The following is a 15265-nucleotide window of genomic DNA, read 5'->3' on the forward strand; positions in this document are numbered from 1 at the left end:
CACGCTGACGAAATCGGGGGACATTACCAGCCTGTCACCCTGATCGAAGCCGGGAAACTCTGCCTTCGGGCGGTCCAACGTTGGGGGTCGGATCAGAAGCCGGGAAACTCTGCCTTCGGGCGGTCCAACGTTGGGGGTCGGATCACGAAGCCGGGAAACTCTGCCTTCGGGCGGTCCAACGTTGGGGGTCGGATCAGAAACCAGCAGACTCTCGTTATGAACGAAGGACCGGCGGGGGGCAGGTCACGAGGCATAGGGTCGCGGGCGGAAGCTACAACAAAGTGCAAAGATCTGGCAGATGGAGGTCTGGAGAAAGCTGTATCCGGTCTGGGAGCTTGGAGCGCATCATCTCTTGTCGGTCGATTCTGTCCCCATCCATGATGAAGGTGCCATCACCAACGGCGTGGATGGTCCTTTTCTCTTTTCGAGAGCTGTCAAAATAGGCGGCTATGCCTTCCAGCACGAAGATGTTGTGTTTATCGATGATGTCGATGACCCGGCATTCAATATTTGCAAGGCATTCCGTGATGAGCGGGGCACGAACATGCTTGGCCCTGCAGGGGGTGAGGTTGAATGCCTCAAATTTGTCTGTGTCTTTGCCTGAACAAGTTCCCACTTTTATGACCGTATCAATCAGGTCCACGGTTGGGATTGAAATCACGCATTCTTTCGTGTTTCGAAGCGCAGCATAGGAATAATTCCAGGGACCGGTGGTAATGGCGAAGGTGGCCGAAAAGTCCATCACCATGGTCCAGGTGATGGTCATGATGTTCTGTTTAACCCCGTCACTTGTGGTGATGAAGATAACCGGCCCCGGCTCTATCAGAGTGAATGCTTTGCTCAGCGGCAGCGTTTCCATATCCCTTCTCCGTTTTTCTGGGTTAACCCTGTCTGACGTCAGCGCCTATGGGTCCTAATAGGGCAATTTGATAAGAGAGTGTTCTTTGTTCATCTTAACCACTGAGGAGTGGAAGATGAGATGGGCAACTGGAACCCGCAAGAGCCCAAGCGCGAAGATCGTCAAAGATATCAAACGCGCCACGCGCAAACAGTATTCATCTGAACAGAAGATCCGGTCCGTCCTGGACAGCCTGCGTGGCGAAGACAGCATTGCCGGGCTATGCCGCCGTGAGGGCATCACCCCAAGCATCTACTATTAAGTGGTCGAAGGACTTCATGAAAGCTGGTGTCTGACGTCATACAAAGCCGCCAGCGCGCGGTGTTCGCGTGGCGCAAAGCCTGTCCAACGCCGGTAGGCGCGGGTGAAATGCGCATGGTCGGCGTAGCCCAAGCGATCCGCAATTTCTCCGATGGAACACTCATCCGCGAGCAGGGATCTTGCTTCGTGGTATAGCGCGTCGGCGAGGATCTGGCCGTAGGTCGTTCCTTCTGCGCTCAGCTGACGCTGCAAACTGCGCCGTGATACCTGCAAGCGAGCAGAGACGCGATCTATCACAGGGCGACCATGCAACAGTTCTATCCGGATCGCCGCGCGGACAGCGGACAGCATGTTCGAGCGGTCAGGCATCCTGTCCTGCTGTGCCGTTGTGTCAGTGCCATGGTGCGCCGTGGTGTTCCCCGTCGCAAGAAGGTGGCCGTCGAACTCAATGCCGGGAACGAAGCTGTTCTTTCGGACCGGTGAGCCAAAAATCTGCGCGATGTCAGCGGCCTCTGCGCTGCTTGCCGTCCTCAGATGGATGCATCTCGGACGCCAGGTGCGGCCCAGAAAGTGGCGTAAGAGATCAAGCTGATATCCGATCGCCAGAAGCTCGTTCTGCCATCGCCCTGTGTCGCCCCGCGTGTGAAAGACCATCGACCACTTGACCCCGTCATGCAGCCGGAACAGCACAAGATCGGTATCTGTCTGCATCATCTGGTTCAGCGTAGCATTCAGGCGATTGACTGCGGCGCCTAGGGTCGGGGCCGCCGTGCTGTCGGAGCCGTATTTTCCGAGCATCGTGATTTTGGCGAGTGCGCCCATCTCTGCCCCGAAATGGGCGAGCCCTGTCTCCTTTGCCGCAGCCTGCAGCACCGCGTAATGGTCCTTCAGGGGCAGCGCCAGATCGGGCCGGTCGAGGATCTGAAGAGGCAGGTCTGCCGAGCGCAGAACGCGGTCTATACGACCGCCGTACCGCTCGACACAGCCCTGTATCGGGCTGAGCGCGCTGGCTTTCACGTATCCGCCCATGCCCGTTCCTCCGAAAAGATGTTGGCACGGAATGGCAAACGCGGCAAGCGGCTCTGCTTTAGTTTCCGCAGGGAGGAGGATCACATCATGACATTCAAACGTTTCGTCTCGGGCCTGGCTTGCATCACCTTGCTGGGAACATCCGCGTCGGCAGAGCAACTGCCCGCCGCGGTTTTCGACATCGAGTTCATCAACTTCAGCCAAGAGGTCGACTACGGGGCCACCAATGAGGAGGAGAAAATACGTGCTCTCATGCTGTCCGAAGAGTTCCGGGCGTTACTGAAGAAAAGCGGCCGCTATTCGCTCGTCGATACGACCGGGGCAGCGGACGATCTGGCGCTGCACGGCAACCCATTCAGCTGCAATGCCTGCGAGGCAAAGATCGCAGCGAAACTCGGCGCGGAGCGGTCCTTCACTGGAGCGGTCCAGAAATTGTCTGTCCTGGTTCAGACAATCATCATCCGCGAGCGTGATGTGCGCAGCGGAGACGTCATGGCGCAGTACCAGACGGATATCCGCGGCAACACTGATGTGGCGTGGCGGCGCGGGCTGGAATGGTTGATGAAGAACCGTATGGTTCCGGGAACAGCTGAACTGGACGCCGACTGAGCGCCGACAGTCACGAAGCGAAAGGGCGCTATTGCCGTGCTAACGGCCGCTGAACCTGCTGTCCCCTCTTGTCTCATGAATTGAGCAGTTCCTGTGTGAGGCCGGAATAGCTGCCCGGCACGGCGTTAATGCCGGGCAGCGGATCAGCGCCGGGATCAAGTTTCTCGGCGATGGAGACAGCCACGTCCGATATCCGCGCCGTCGAGTTCACCGCCAGCCGCGACGGCGACAGCCCGGTCCTGCCGGAATTACGCGACCAGAACCCGCAGGACGAGGGGATCTGCACCGTAACCTCTGACCACATTCGCTCCCGCGCCATGCTTTTGGTCCTGTTAGTCCCAGCCCCTTAAATAGCCCCGGGAGCGACGACTTTCCAGAGGTAGGGTGGAGTCGTCAAAACCCCGGGACACCACTCAGCGGAAAATTCGCGGGCTCTGCGGGGGCATGGTATCACGCCGCCCATTCGCGCCGTTATCAGTCCCGCTGGTCCTCGATCATTTTCCGAATTCCTTCATTATGTTGCTTGTGAAGAGATTGTAGGAGGTGGGCAGGAACCTTTGATTGGGTCGTGGGCTGGGGTCATGAAGTCCTGGAGCAGATCGAGGGATGTTCATGGGGGCATTCCGGCTGCTGGCCGCGGCAGCGTGCCGAACCTTGGAGGCGATGCGGGGCAAGATTGGCATCGATGTCCGCAAGGATCTACTCAACGAGGAAGGCCCGGATCTGCCATCCAAACCAAGGTTCATGATTGACCTTTCCCTGCCCGGAACGGACGTACGATCACGGTGCGCGCAAGGATAAGCTGCTGGGCTGAGCGACGACGAGACATGCCGACACGCGGTTCGGTGCCACTGTCTGCGCAAGCCGAGATGATAGCTTCTTTTTCCTGCCAGATCCGGCTGTTGGCGTTTCCGTGACAGTTCCTGAACGTCTTCCTTGGAACCCTTTCGCGGGACCATCCGTTGTTCAGCGGATGGCACAGCGGCAGTTCAGTATCGCCGGGGACGCCATACAGGCTCAGGAGGCAGCAATGAAAACCACCCTCACCGTAAACGGCACGCAGCACGAGGTGGGGCATGACCCGCGACGCACGCTGCTCGATACTCTGCGCGATGATCTTGGACTTACGGGTACAAAGAAGGGCTGCGATCACGGCCAGTGCGGCGCATGCACTGTTCTGCTGAACGGGGAGCGCGTGAATTCCTGCCTTTGCCTGACCGCGATGCACGACGGGGATGAGATCACCACCATCGAAGGGATTGGAGCGCCTGAACGGTTGTCGGCGCTGCAGCGGGCGTTTGTCGAGAGGGACGGATTTCAGTGCGGTTATTGCACGCCCGGTCAGATCATGTCTGCGACGGCGATGCTGAAAGAGATTGCAGAGGGCTCGCCGTCTTATGTGAGCGATGACCTCGATGCCCCGAAGTTGAGCGATGGCGAGATGGCAGAGCGAATGTCCGGTAATCTCTGCCGCTGCTCTGCCTATCCGTTGATCCGCGAAGCCATTGCCATGGCAGCGGAGGTCAAGGAATGAGACCGTTTGACTATGTTCGCGCGACGGCCCCTGATGATGCTGCGCTTGTCTCCGGTCAGATCATCGCAGGCGGGACCAATCTGCTAGACCTGATGAAGATCCAGGTGATGGCCCCCGAAACGCTTGTCGATATCACCCGGATAGATGGCCTGTCGGACATCACGACCGAAGGCGACGGGCTGCGCATCGGTGCGCTTGTGACGAACACCGCGCTGGCACAGGACGCGCGCGTAAGGGCGGGCTGGCCACTTCTATCGCGCGCGATCCTCGCCGGGGCATCTGCGCAGATCCGCAACAAGGCGACCACCGGCGGCAACCTGCTCCAGCGCACGCGATGCCCGTATTTCTACGACACTTCGCAGCCCTGCAACAAGCGCAGGCCGGGTGACGGCTGCGCCGCCAAAGGTGGCGAGGGGCGGATGCTCGCGCTGTTCGGCACATCCGAACACTGCCTTGCGGCGCACCCGTCCGACATGGCCGTCGCGTTGACCGCGCTACGGGCCGAGGTTGAGATCCGCACACCGCACGGCGATCTGCGCCGCATTCCCGTACAGCAACTCTATCATGCGCCAAGCGACCGACCCGACCGCGACACCGTGCTGGAGGCGGGTGATCTCATAACGGCGGTGATCCTGCCTGCGCCGCTGGTTGGCAGTCGGCAAGGCTACCGCAAGGTGCGCGACCGGGCGTCCTATGCTTTTGCGCTCGTCTCTGTCGCCGGGTCTATCCAAATGGAGGGTGATATGATCAGCCGCGCGCACCTAGCCTATGGCAGCGTCGCGCCCCATCCCTGGACGGACGGGGCTGTGGCGAAAATGCTGGAAGGCCAGAAAGCCTCAGATGCGCTGTTCGCAAGGGTAGCCGACGCTCTCGTCCCGGACAGGGCGCCACACCCCGACACCGAGTACAAGCGCAGGTTGTTGCGCCGGACCTTCATCGCCACTCTGCGCCAGTTGACCGGGTTGGCCGACACTTCAGGTACTGACATCGCGAGGACGCAGTCATGAGCGACACTTTCACCATGGATAGCCCACAGCCCCGCCTGCTGGATCAGACAGGGCAGGGCGTGATTGGCACGCCGATGAATCGCCCCGATGGCCCGCGCAAGGTGTCCGGTCAGGCGTGCTATACGGCAGACGCCGTGACGGAGGGCGTGGCACATGGCGTGCTGGTACGGTCGACCATTTCGCGCGGCAGGGTCACCGGTATGGATCTCGCCAGTGTCATGTCGATCGATGGCGTGATCGACGTCATCACCGACCCGCGCATGATCCGCAACCCAGCGCAGGGCATGGCGGGAGAAGCGCCAGTACAGCCCGGCGACGCAGTCCACTATCACGGCCAGCCCATCGCGCTGGTGGTGGCCGAAAGCTTTGAAGCGGCACGTGATGCCGCCCAACGCCTGACTGTTCACTACGAGACGGAAGAGGCTTCCGTCACCCCAGAGGGGACGTCCGCAAGTGAGACGGATGACCCTGAAACGGCTGGCGACTTCGACGCGGCTTGGCAGGCGGCTGAGGTGAAGGTTGATCTGAACTTCACCACACCATCGCAGGCCGCCGCCGCAATGGAGCCCCACGCGGCGATCGCCGAATGGAAGGACAACTCCGTCACTGTGCACAGTTCACTCCAGATGATCCGCTTCAATAAGAAGGAACTTGCCGACACGCTGGGGATCGACCCCTCGCAGGTGCGCATTCTGGCACCCTTCGTGGGAGGTGGCTTCGGATCCAAGCTGGGACTTGGCCCTGAAGCCGTCGCCGCCGCCATCGCATCCCAGAGGCTGGGCCGTCCGGTGCGGGTGGTGATGACGCGGCAGAACGTTTTCGATTGCGTGCTCCGTCGCTCGGAAACTGCTCAGCGAGTGCGACTGGGAGCGACGCAGGACGGCAGAATTACCGCGATTTCCCATGATGACACAGTGTCCAATCTTGATGGTGAAGGGTTTTCCGAACCCGTGTCGCAAGCCTCGCAGTTCCTTTACGGCGCTGATGGGCTAAGCTTCACGCAGACCGTTGCGCGGATCGCAGCAACCCCGGCCGGGTCCGTGCGCGCACCCGGGGAAGCGGTGGGAATGCTCGGACTCGAAGCGGCAATGGATGAGTTGGCGGAGCGTCTGGGGATGGACCCCGTAGAATTGCGCCTAAAGAACCTGCCCGACAAGCACCCGATGGATGGGCGAGAGTATAGCACCCGTCGGCTCGCCGATTGTCTGCGCGAAGGCGCAGAGAACTTTGGCTGGGCACAGCGTGGCGCTGCGGGTATGCGACGTGAGGGCGACTGGATGATCGGCATGGGCATGGCCTCGGCGGCCCGGTCCAGCATGCTGGTGAAATCCGCATCTCGCGTGCGCCTGACCGGCGACCGGGCTGTGGTCGAAACCGACATGACGGACATCGGCACAGGGACCTATGCCATTCTGGCGCAGATCACGGCTGAAATGCTGGGCCTCTCACCCGAACGTGTAGAGGTACGTCTGGGGGATTCCGATCTGCCCGGCGCATCGGGTTCCGGCGGATCCTTCGGTGCGAATTCTGCAGGCTCATCGACCTTCCTGGCCGCGCGCAAGATCCGACGCCGGATTGCAGATCTTCTGGGCTGCGCCGAAGATGATCTCACGCTGCAGGGTGGTCGCGCCCGGGGCCTTAATCGCGACATGGCTCTTGCGGACCTCGTGCAGGAAGAATTGGAGGCGGAAGCCACGATCAAAGCGGGAAAGACCGCCGAGAGCCACTTTTCATCTGGTTTCGGGGCCCATTTCGCTGAGGTCGCAGTCAACGAATGGACAGGAGAAGTTCGCGTGCGCCGCATGTTGAGTGTGATGTCGATGGGCCGCATCCTCAATGAAAAGACAGCCCGCAGTCAGGCGCTTGGCGGGATGATCTGGGGTATCGGCGCAGCCCTGACGGAAGAGATGCAGAACGACCAGCGTGATGGCCACGTGGTGACCCGTGACCTTGCAAACTACCACGTCCCGTCCCACGCTGATGTTCCGGGTGACATGCAGGTGCTGTTTCTGGAGGAGCGCGATGACTGGGCAAATCCGATCCAGACCAAGGGCATTGGTGAGCTGGGCATATCCGGCGCGGGGGCCGCTGTTCTTAATGCCATCGCTCATGCAACGGGGCACCGGGTCTACGATTTCCCGGCGCTGCCAGACCGCGTGATCGCTGCGATGGAAGTCGAGATCTGAACCGGTTCAGGCTCCCGATGAAACGTGGAAGATATCATTTCGACATCGTCCACATTCTGGGGGCAGTGAGGTTAAGGATCGTGCGCTCGCGCAAAATTTGACGCTCTCACGTCGCACTTTAATCTAGAAGGGCGTGAGGGCTTAGATACTGTTCCGGACGCCCCTGCAGGCGTTTCGTCGTCGATCCGTTAATCGTGCAAATGACGCAGGCACTCCATCGCGCCCGCGTCCTGACTTGCCCGTTGAAACGCGCCAAGAGGGGTGATGTGCCAGAGACAGGGGGTGCGTCAAAACCGTTAGATGCAACTCAGAAGGCAAATTTTGGGGCTCTGCGGGGGCATGGGCGCGCGCGCCCCGTTCTCGCCCCGCCTTCAGTCCCGCTGTTATTCGATCAGCTGATCGAACCTTGCCTCCGAGACCTCCATCATCCGCTCAAGGGGTTTGAAATAGGTCCGGCGCTTGCCACCGCAAAGCCGCTTGAACCGGTCGACGGCAGGTTGAGGCCCACGTATGTTGATCTGTGCCTCGGGCACTGGCTCAACCGTCCTGGAAATCGTGTTCCACGTTTCTGGCATGTATAGCCTCATCGCCACGCGGGTCAGTATCAGCGGGTCAATTCCCGGGCCCTGGAAAAGGCCGGGATCCGCTGGATCGGCATGCGCATCACGCCGGGCTTGAGCATGGAGATCACATTTGATCGCTCGAACCCGACTTAATTGGCAATCTCGGTTTGTGTCTTGCCGCTGGCGTCGATGGCCTCTGCCATCAGGTGGGCGGTAGGGCTGTCAGTCATGTCGTACCTCTTCATCATGTTGCTTGTACTGTGATGATAGAAGGCGCGCCGGGGTCCTTGATCGGGTCGTGGGCTTGTGGACAGAAGGCCCTAACTTAGATCGGAGGATGTCTCTGGGGGCATTCCGGGTGCGGGTCGTGCAATGGCACCGAACCTTGGAGTTGTCGCGGGCAGGTGGGAGGACGGTCTCGGTCTCTGCATGCAGGTCCGCATCATGGAAGGCTCAGAACTGTCCATCAATCCGGGATCTATCATGACCCGACTCCAGCCCTTTCGCGAAATTCATGCCAGGGGCAGGGAGCGCTCTGCTGCAGGCGCGAGATTCCGAGGCCGTTTTCCCGGAAGCCGACGCGCAGCGAACCGATGCTGCATCCTTTGATGCGGCAGGCTGCACTGGGATACTGCAGGCTGCACTGGCGGCGACAAGCGCAGATACGCGACAGCTGCGGCCATCGGAAGCACAAAATGCTTGATCTGCAGGCCGCGTCAGGCGAGTTTGGCACCAAACGTCAGGCCACTTGGGAAATGTCGGGACAAAAAAGGTCGGCTCACTTATTGTCCGACCATTAGTTTATATAAGATTTTTCTAAAATGGAGTTGGGAGATGTGGAAATTATTGGCGGCCTTTGTCGCTTCACAAGCCTTGGCCCTGCCCGCGGCTGCAGCGACACTTGCTGGCGACACTGTGAACGTAAGCCTGTTCGCCTCGTTCAGCTGGGGCAGTTATACTCGGACTGTCGGGCCCGGCGAGGACGGTAGCGTCAGCAGTCAGTACTTTGATTTCAACGCGGGTCCGGATGGCGATCTCTTCACGATCCGCTCGGGGGGGTTCTATTGCGGCCTCAACTGTGGCGGTGACACCGTGGTCTGGACATTGACTGATCTGGACTTTGTAGACGGGTTGCCGCTGACGGATTTCGTGATCGTGCAAAGCTTCAGCGACGCGACCGCCTCGTTTACCGATGACAGTGTGACCATCAGCTACACCGATACCTTTCTTCCAGCTGAAGTATACTTTCAAGGCCGCTTCGTAACCATCCCGCCGTCGGCTGTTCCCCTTCCGGCGTCTCTACCGCTGGCGCTCGCTGGGCTCGCCGGGTTTGGGATGTTTCGCAAGAAGCGGCGCTGACCCCCGCAGAAAGACAGCAATGGAAGACGGCTGAATCGGCCGCCTTTCGCGCGTTTGATCGGGGTGTTCTTCGACCCCCGTCCTGCCGGGAGCTTTCCCAGGAATACCAGCTCTTGCGAACTGATTGACTGACGCGGCCGGTCGCTTTGCTATGGGATCCCGATCCCGGGGCAACTGAAGCGCGCGCTGGATCATTTCCTCTACAAGATCGGCAGCCTGCACGCCGAGGACGTCCCCCTGGCCGAGATCGCGGCCACGGTGGGTAACGCCCTTTTACGTCTACTCGACCGCCACGCTGACCCGCCGTTTCCGGCTCTTCGACGATGCGCTGGAGGGGATGCCGCATCTGGTCTGCTACGCCACGAAGGCGGCTTCCAATCAGGCGATCCTGCGGACTCTCGGTGATCTTGGCGCGGGCATGGATGTGGTCTCGGGTGGCGATTATGCGTTTAGGTGCGGCCGCAGCAGCAGACACGAAGGGCGGATGGACTAAGCCGCTCCGCGGCATCGGCGCCTGATCGCAAGGTCGGCAGATATTTCATGGTTTTTCTTTGTGGCATGCCGGTCTGGGCTGACGATTGGGGTCTTTCCCACCGTCAGACAGGAGGTTCCCATGAAGGAGGAGAAGGCCACCCCGCTGCGTCAGCGGATGATCGAAGATATGGATATTCGGGGGCTGTGCGAGAAGACGCAAAAAGCGCACATCCGGAATGTGAAGCATTTCGCGTCATTCCTCGGGCGGCCGCCCGATACAGCCACCCCTGAAGATCTGCGCGCCTATCAACTCAAGATGACACAGGACGGCGTGTCAGCCAGCACCTTCAACGTGCGCATCATTTCCCTGCGGTTCTTCTTCGGGATCACTTGCGGGCGTGATGAGATGAAGCGCTTCATGCAGTTTCATCGCAAGCCCCGCAAATTGCCGATTGTCCTGAGTGTCGAGGAGGTGGCTGATTTGATGGCCGCCGTGCCCGGCCCTGGGCTCAAATATCGGGCGGCTCTTGGCATCAGTTACGGTGCCGGGCTGCGTGCATCCGAAGTCTGCAACCTCAAGGTCAAAGATATCGACAGCGATCGGATGCTGATCCATGTCGATGACGGCAAGGGCGGGCGTGATCGAAAGGCCATGTTGTCGCCGAGCCTGCTGGATCTGTTGCGCGACTATTGGCGCGAGTCGCGCCCCGAGGGGTGGTTGTTCCCCGGCAAGCCAAAGATCAGCCCGCTGTCGCCCCGACAACTGAACCGTGCATTCACCTCGGCCAAGCACATGGCAGGTATCCAGAAGGCCGCCACGCTGCACACATTGCGGCACAGCTTTGCCACACACCTGCTGGAAGCCAACACGGACGTGCGGGTGATCCAGGTGTTGCTTGGCCACTCCAAGCTGACGACCACAGCACGGTATGCCCATGTGGCGACAAAGACCATCCGCAGCACTGTCAGCCCTTTCGAGCAGATGAAGCTGTTGCAGGACGAGACCCTGCGACGAGGGATGCAATAGCGCCAGGGGCCGGTGCCCCGGCCCAAGCTGGAGATCGCTGACATATTCCGCGGCTATGGTCCTGCATGGCGGCAGGCCAACGCCGGGCATGTCAGCCTCTCCCAGCTCAAAGTGATGTCGGCGATTGAAGCCTGCCGGACCGAAGCGCTCGGCGGGCATGTGGCCGGTTGCGCCAAGTGTGGCCACCACCATATCGCCTACAATTCCTGCAAGAACCGGCATTGCCCGAAGTGTCAGGGACCGGCCGCGCGCGACTGGATGGAGGCCCGTGCCGAGGACCTGCTGCCGGTGGAGTATTTCCACGTCGTCTTCACGATACCCGCCGAGATTGCGCAGATCGCCTACTGGAACAAGAAGGCGGTCTACGGGCTACTGTTCAAGGCGTCTGCGGAAACGGTGACGACCATCGCCGTCGATCCCAAGCGTATGGGCGCGCGGGTCGGTATGACCAGTGTGCTGCACACATCGCGCCAGAGGCGCGTCTTCGACACGACGGGATCAGCGCTGACGCATCATCCCCACATCCACATGATTGTCCCGGGCGGCGGCCTGTCGCCCGACTCTGCGAAGTGGGTCGCCTGCAAACCGGGTTTCTTCCTTCATGTGCGGGTGCTGTCGCGGTTGTTCAGGCGCCTGTTTCTGGACGGGCTCATGGAACTGCACCGGACCGGGCAACTGGCCTTCTTCGGTGATCTCGAAGGGTTGGCCGCAGCTGATGCCTTCAAGGCCTGGCTCGCCCCGTTCCGGAAGGCCGAGTGGGTGGTTTACGCCAAACCACCCTTTGGAGGGCCTGAGGCAGTTCTGGCCTATCTGAGCCGATACACCCACCGCGTCGCGATCTCGAACGCCCGCCTGGTCAGCGCCGATGCCCAAACTGTCGCCTTCAGCTGGAAGGATTACCGCATCAAATCCGGCGCACCACTGCCCGGCAGTGGTTTGCGCAGCACAACCACGAGAGGGCGCCAAAAGGTCATGCGCCTGGCCACGCCCGAGTTCATCCGTCGCTTCCTGATCCATGTCCTCCCTGAGGGCTTCCACCGCATCCGGCACTACGGCCTGCTGGCCAGTTCGACCCGCAAGGACAACATCACAAAGATCCGCGCCTTGCTCTGCCTCCAAGGACGGGAACAGGCCACCGTGTCAGGCCGCGAAGCCGAGATCACCCCACTCACCCTGCGCGAACCGTGCCCCTGTTGCGGCGGCCCCATGCGCATCATCGAGATCTTCCGCCGCGGGCAAAAACCGATGTCGCGGGCACCTCCGAGGCAGCAAGCCGCATGACACACCGCCTGTCAGATGGCACAGAACGCCACCGGCTGCACCCTGCAGATCCGGGAATGACAGGCTGTGCCCATCTTCCTTTGGCGCGAAACACGATGGCAATCATGCCAAATCGTTCAGCGGTTACGAGGGCATCGAACGCACCCGCGCCCGTCTCAGGCGCCGTGTGCAAACTCGGCCGCACCCCTGATACAAACGGTGCCCCCAACCGCCAGCACACTTTCCCCATAGGGTGATCCAAGCCCCCCGCGGCTTCCTCCTTCCGAGGTTTGTCAACGTGGGCCGCCATCTCATGGCCGCCACCGTCGCGCCGCGGCTCACATCGAAAAACATCGAAAAACCTTCAGGATTCCGGACTTTTTCTGCGGGCGCAAGCGAAACAGGCCGGAAACGAAGAGCGGACATTGCATGGCATGAAAGGCGATTGTGGAGCCAGACTACGGAACGGCGGAAGAAAATCGACATCCGTAAGAGACTGGAAAACACCCGCGCTGAAATTTATTTCAAAATCTTTGAATATACAGCGTCGTTCGCATCCAGCGTCGAATTTTTTCGCCCACCAACAGGATCAAATTACCGCCGTAGGTATTGTGCGGCACATCCGCTCCGGCCTGTATTGTTGCACAGTTCTTGGCGATGCCAAAGTTCAGATCGGCCAGCGGCTAGGATGTTTCTGAAACGACGCTTGCGCCGAGAAAGGCGCAGAGGCATCGTCACATATGCAAACACCTGATAACAATGTCTCAAGGCAATCTATATGCTTTGGTTTTCACATATATTCTGGGAATGCTATGGTACGCGAGAGCATCTATCAAAACACCGCGACATACAGCGCTGGAATGCGAAAAACCCTGCATCGGGTATTGGACTTTCTCGCGTTCATTTCGATGCTCGGTGTTTTGCTTTCCGCCCTTCGGCTGTCCCAAGTCGGGCTGGTTTACATCGTAGTGGCCGCACTCCTGTTCGGAATGTGCGTGCTGCCATCGATCATTTTGCGTGCAGACAAGCATCTGAATCTTCGCGGTTTTCTTTTGATCGCTGGATATTTTTCCGCCATCTCACTGGGAATTTTCAACTTGGGTCTGGCTTCCTCTGGCGTCGGGGCCCTACCGTTCATTTTGGCGATTTGCGCAGCGCTGTTCAGCCGCAAAACGTCGCTCCTTGTATTCGCGTTGTTGCTCGCGGCCATGACGTTTTTCGCCTATCTGTTCGTTTCCGGGCAGGTATCTTCTCCGGACACCACTCTTGCTGACTGGAACCGCGATCCGCGCAGCTGGATCGTCGCAGTTTGGGCCATGGTCGTATGCAGCCTGATTGTCACCACGTTGATTTTCAACCTAAGCGCATATTGGAGGGAGACGGACACCGAATCCGAGAAGAAGAACAGGCAATTCGAGGCAATGGTCGAATTCTCTCCCGATGCAATAATGATATTCGACTTGGAAACCGAACAGATCGCGGCCGCAAATGCCCGCGCCGAAGAGCTCTTTGGCATAGCGCGCGATGATCTGGAGAATGCCCCAAAGATGGGTGCCCGGAGTCCCGAGAGGCAGCCTTCTGGAGAATCCAGCGTCGAGGTATTCAAGAGAAAATTCGCAGAAGCACTGGCCGGGGGCCATCCGACCTTTGAGTTGGTGGTGCTGAACGCCAAGGACGAAGAAATTCACTGCGAGATTTCCCTTTCTCGGATTCCCCCGTTCGAGCAGAAGCTGGTTCGGGCCAACATGACTGACATTTCGAAACGTCTGGCAAACCAAAAACAGCGCGAAGATCTGCAAGCTCAACTGGCCGCGTCGCAAAGACTGGAAACCATCGGACAATTTACCGGTGGCGTGGCGCATGATTTCAACAACCTTCTGGCGGTTATACTGGGCAACCTCGAGATACTTCAGGAGGAAACGGACGACGAAACCCGAAAGCAGCTTCTTCAGCCCTGCATCGACGCCACGCTGCGGGGGGCAAACCTGACGCGTAGTTTGCTGAGCTATGCCCGGCAGGCCCCGCTGAAATCAGAAATCGTTGATCTGAATAAGCTTGTGGGTGAGACCCGTAAATGGACGGGACGCACATTACCGAAGAATATCGAGCTCAAGATGTCCTTGATGGAGGGTTTGTGGAACGTGATGGCGGATCCGGCGGCGACGGAAAACGCGCTCCTCAACATGATCCTGAACGCGCGAGATGCGATGCCCCAAGGCGGCCAGCTGACGTTTGAGACTGCGAACAGGTGGATCGATGAGAGCTGTCTGGAAAGCAACAATGAGGACGTGGAACACGGCCCCTATGTCATGGTGGCGATAACGGACACCGGGACCGGAATTGCCGACGATAACCTCAAAAAGATTTTCGAGCCATTTTTCACGACCAAACCGACGGGCGAGGGTTCGGGGCTGGGGTTGGCGATGGTCCAGGGATTCATGCGTCAGTCCCGAGGCATGGTCCAAGTTTTTTCTGAACTCGGCGTGGGCACAACATGCAAACTGTATTTCCCCGCCTTGACAGACGAACCAGAAATCGAGGTGCCAGTCCGGTCTGAAAAGGGTTCACGGAAGGTTTCCGGAGAACGGATCTTGCTTGTCGAGGACGAAGAAGAGGTCCTGTCTGTCCTGGCGCGGATGTTGAAGGCAGCGGGATTTGCGGTGACCTGCGCAGAGTCGGGGGACAAGGCAAAAGCCATTTTCGAAGCCGACCCGAATTTCGACTTGCTGTTGACCGACATCATGATGCCTGGACAGCTGCAGGGTACGGATCTGTCGAAAAAGATCCGAGAGATCGACGGCACGCTACCCGTGATCTTCATGTCCGGTTATCCATCCGAAGCGGCGGGTAATGGCAACGGCATTCCGCCGGAAGATATCCGCCTGATCAAGCCGGTTATGCGCAAGGATCTGCTTGCAGCGATTGCGCAAGTTCTCGAAACTCCGAGAACTCAGGCGGGGACGTGATCCACGTGAGACCGCGCATGACGCGTCGACAAGCGGTTAAACTCTGTGCCTGTCCAGGCAGCTATATTGCTGTGCAGCCAACCAACTTCCGC

At 59.4% G+C, this 15265-nt stretch carries 11 protein-coding genes and 3 pseudogenes; 11 read left to right on the plus strand and 3 right to left on the minus strand.

From position 1 onward, the window contains the following. Positions 1-271: 271 nt before the first annotated feature. The gene (locus tag CHB75_RS18575; RefSeq protein ID WP_089273273.1) at positions 272-859 is read right to left on the minus strand and encodes a flavin reductase family protein; all 588 of its coding nucleotides are present in this window, start codon (positions 857-859) and stop codon (positions 272-274) included. Positions 860-974: 115 nt separating this feature from the next. Here CHB75_RS18575 and CHB75_RS18580 point away from each other — a divergent pair. Then, positions 975-1188 (plus strand): annotated as a pseudogene (locus tag CHB75_RS18580) (transposase); the annotation flags it as partial. Here CHB75_RS18580 and CHB75_RS18585 read toward each other — a convergent pair. After that, the gene (locus CHB75_RS18585; RefSeq protein WP_089273277.1) at positions 1175-2188 is read right to left on the minus strand and encodes an AraC family transcriptional regulator; all 1014 of its coding nucleotides are present in this window, start codon (positions 2186-2188) and stop codon (positions 1175-1177) included. The pseudogene CHB75_RS18580 and the gene CHB75_RS18585 overlap by 14 nt on opposite strands. Positions 2189-2275: 87 nt before the next feature. Between CHB75_RS18585 and CHB75_RS18590 the strand changes: the two genes are divergently transcribed. The 5 genes and pseudogenes from CHB75_RS18590 to CHB75_RS18615 all read left to right on the plus strand — a co-directional run bounded on the left by CHB75_RS18590 (position 2276) and on the right by CHB75_RS18615 (position 7524). After that, positions 2276-2797 carry a DUF3280 domain-containing protein gene (locus CHB75_RS18590; RefSeq protein ID WP_176439201.1) on the plus strand — a complete coding sequence of 174 codons (522 nt, stop codon included), beginning with the start codon at positions 2276-2278 and terminating at the stop codon, positions 2795-2797. Between the two features lie 167 nt (positions 2798-2964). Continuing rightward, positions 2965-3096, plus strand: a pseudogene (locus CHB75_RS21460) (IS5/IS1182 family transposase); the annotation flags it as partial. Between the two features lie 731 nt (positions 3097-3827). Further along, the gene (locus CHB75_RS18605; protein ID WP_089273283.1) at positions 3828-4331 is read left to right on the plus strand and encodes a (2Fe-2S)-binding protein; all 504 of its coding nucleotides are present in this window, start codon (positions 3828-3830) and stop codon (positions 4329-4331) included. After that, positions 4328-5338: an FAD binding domain-containing protein gene (locus CHB75_RS18610; RefSeq protein ID WP_089273285.1), complete on the plus strand. Its 1011-nt coding sequence runs from the start codon at positions 4328-4330 to the stop codon at positions 5336-5338. Before CHB75_RS18605 ends, CHB75_RS18610 begins: the two co-directional genes overlap by 4 nt. Next, positions 5335-7524 (plus strand): xanthine dehydrogenase family protein molybdopterin-binding subunit, encoded by a 2190-nt coding sequence (locus CHB75_RS18615; protein ID WP_089273287.1) that lies wholly within the window; start codon positions 5335-5337, stop codon positions 7522-7524. Before CHB75_RS18610 ends, CHB75_RS18615 begins: the two co-directional genes overlap by 4 nt. A 383-nt stretch (positions 7525-7907) precedes the next feature. Here CHB75_RS18615 and CHB75_RS22160 read toward each other — a convergent pair whose 3' ends face one another. After that, a complete protein-coding gene (locus tag CHB75_RS22160) occupies positions 7908-8099 on the minus strand; it encodes a hypothetical protein (RefSeq protein WP_245841067.1) in 192 nt (63 codons plus the stop codon). An 822-nt stretch (positions 8100-8921) separates the two neighbouring features. On the opposite strand from CHB75_RS22160, the gene CHB75_RS18625 reads away from it, so the two are divergent. The 5 genes and pseudogenes from CHB75_RS18625 (at position 8922) to CHB75_RS18645 (ending at position 15173) form a co-directional block, all read left to right on the plus strand. Further along, positions 8922-9446 (plus strand): VPLPA-CTERM sorting domain-containing protein, encoded by a 525-nt coding sequence (locus CHB75_RS18625; protein ID WP_089273289.1) that lies wholly within the window; start codon positions 8922-8924, stop codon positions 9444-9446. Positions 9447-9632: 186 nt separating this feature from the next. Then, positions 9633-9891, plus strand: a pseudogene (locus tag CHB75_RS18630) (diaminopimelate decarboxylase); the annotation flags it as partial. 168 nt (positions 9892-10059) lie between these two features. Further along, positions 10060-10947: a tyrosine-type recombinase/integrase gene (locus CHB75_RS18635; RefSeq protein WP_047993660.1), complete on the plus strand. Its 888-nt coding sequence runs from the start codon at positions 10060-10062 to the stop codon at positions 10945-10947. A 12-nt stretch (positions 10948-10959) separates the two neighbouring features. Further along, positions 10960-12228 carry an IS91 family transposase gene (locus CHB75_RS18640; RefSeq protein WP_089273291.1) on the plus strand — a complete coding sequence of 423 codons (1269 nt, stop codon included), beginning with the start codon at positions 10960-10962 and terminating at the stop codon, positions 12226-12228. Between the two features lie 791 nt (positions 12229-13019). Beyond that, positions 13020-15173, plus strand: coding sequence for an ATP-binding protein (locus CHB75_RS18645; RefSeq protein WP_176439202.1), 2154 nt, complete (start codon positions 13020-13022; stop codon positions 15171-15173). Positions 15174-15265 lie beyond the last annotated feature (92 nt).

The sequence above is a fragment of the Puniceibacterium sediminis genome (genome assembly GCF_900188035.1).
GTDB lineage: Bacteria > Pseudomonadota > Alphaproteobacteria > Rhodobacterales > Rhodobacteraceae > Puniceibacterium > Puniceibacterium sediminis.

Bases quoted from the DNA above. Each gene is read 5' to 3' on its own strand.
- CHB75_RS18575 (WP_089273273.1), bottom strand. From the start codon at position 859: ATGGAAACGCTGCCGCTGAGCAAAGCATTCACTCTGATAGAGCCGGGG.
- CHB75_RS18585 (WP_089273277.1), bottom strand. From the start codon at position 2,188: ATGGGCGGATACGTGAAAGCCAGCGCGCTCAGCCCGATACAGGGCTGT.
- CHB75_RS18590 (WP_176439201.1), top strand. From the start codon at position 2,276: ATGACATTCAAACGTTTCGTCTCGGGCCTGGCTTGCATCACCTTGCTG.
- CHB75_RS18605 (WP_089273283.1), top strand. From the start codon at position 3,828: ATGAAAACCACCCTCACCGTAAACGGCACGCAGCACGAGGTGGGGCAT.
- CHB75_RS18610 (WP_089273285.1), top strand. From the start codon at position 4,328: ATGAGACCGTTTGACTATGTTCGCGCGACGGCCCCTGATGATGCTGCG.
- CHB75_RS18615 (WP_089273287.1), top strand. From the start codon at position 5,335: ATGAGCGACACTTTCACCATGGATAGCCCACAGCCCCGCCTGCTGGAT.
- CHB75_RS22160 (WP_245841067.1), bottom strand. From the start codon at position 8,099: ATGCCAGAAACGTGGAACACGATTTCCAGGACGGTTGAGCCAGTGCCC.
- CHB75_RS18625 (WP_089273289.1), top strand. From the start codon at position 8,922: ATGTGGAAATTATTGGCGGCCTTTGTCGCTTCACAAGCCTTGGCCCTG.
- CHB75_RS18635 (WP_047993660.1), top strand. From the start codon at position 10,060: ATGAAGGAGGAGAAGGCCACCCCGCTGCGTCAGCGGATGATCGAAGAT.
- CHB75_RS18645 (WP_176439202.1), top strand. From the start codon at position 13,020: ATGGTACGCGAGAGCATCTATCAAAACACCGCGACATACAGCGCTGGA.